Origin of the sequence: Enterobacter sp. EC_64 (assembly GCF_019584165.1) — a bacterium.
Classification (GTDB): Bacteria; Pseudomonadota; Gammaproteobacteria; order Enterobacterales; family Enterobacteriaceae; genus Enterobacter; species Enterobacter roggenkampii.
In genome coordinates this window covers 1-909 of the sequence record NZ_VDAS01000073.1, presented here as the reverse complement: position 1 = coordinate 909, position 909 = coordinate 1, and the positions used below count along the sequence as shown (strand labels likewise).

Below are 909 nucleotides of genomic sequence, written 5' to 3'. Positions count from 1 at the left end.
TGATGTAGCCCCCTGAAACACCAGACAGTAGCTGTATCTCCAGATAAGAGATAGGCTTGAATATATGTCTAACACTAACACCAATTTTGAGATGACCGGGATCCTGTTAGGGCAAGAAGTCCGTAAACGTAAAACTCCTCAGGAGAAGATCGCCATTATCCAGCAGACGATGGAGCCGGGTATGAATGTCTCCCATGTCGCCCGCCTGCATGGTATCCAGCCCAGCCTGCTGTTTAAGTGGAAGAAGCAATATCAGGAAGGCAGCCTCACCGCCGTTGCGGCTGGAGAGGAAGTCGTTCCTGCTTCTGAGCTTACTGCTGCTCTGAAGCAGGTCCGGGAGCTTCAGCGCCTTCTGGGCAAGAAGACGATGGAAGTTGAGATCCTGAAAGAAGCCGTGGAGTACGGTCAGTCGCGAAAATGGATAGCGCACGCGCCCTTGTTGCCAAAGGACGGGGAATAGCCATGGTCAGCCGGACCATGGGCGTGTCGCGTGCGCAACTGTCACTGCGGATTAACCGTTCTGCCGACTGGCAGGACAGGCGCTGTAACCGGCGTAATGAAGAAGCAGACGCAGAAATACTGTCGGCTATCCTCAACATTATCAGCGATATGCCGAGTTATGGTTATCGACGCGTGTGGGGCATCCTGCGCAAGCAACGTCGCACAGAGGGACAGCCACCTGTGAATGCCAAACGGCTTTACAGGATAATGAGCGAGCATAACCTGTTGTTGTTGCATCACAAACCAGAGCGACCGAAGCGTGAACATAAGGGCAAGATAGCGGTGGCAGAAAGCGATATGCGCTGGTGTTCAGATGGCTTCGAGTTCGGCTGCGACAACGGCGAAAAACTGCGGGTAACGTTCGCGCTGGACTGCTGCGACCGTGAGGCCATAGACTGGGCAGCAAGC

At 54.1% G+C, this 909-nt stretch carries 1 pseudogene; it reads left to right on the top strand.

The window, feature by feature from the left end:
• Nucleotides 1-91 precede the first annotated feature (91 nt).
• Nucleotides 92-909, top strand: a pseudogene (locus FHC52_RS22490) (IS3 family transposase); the annotation flags it as partial.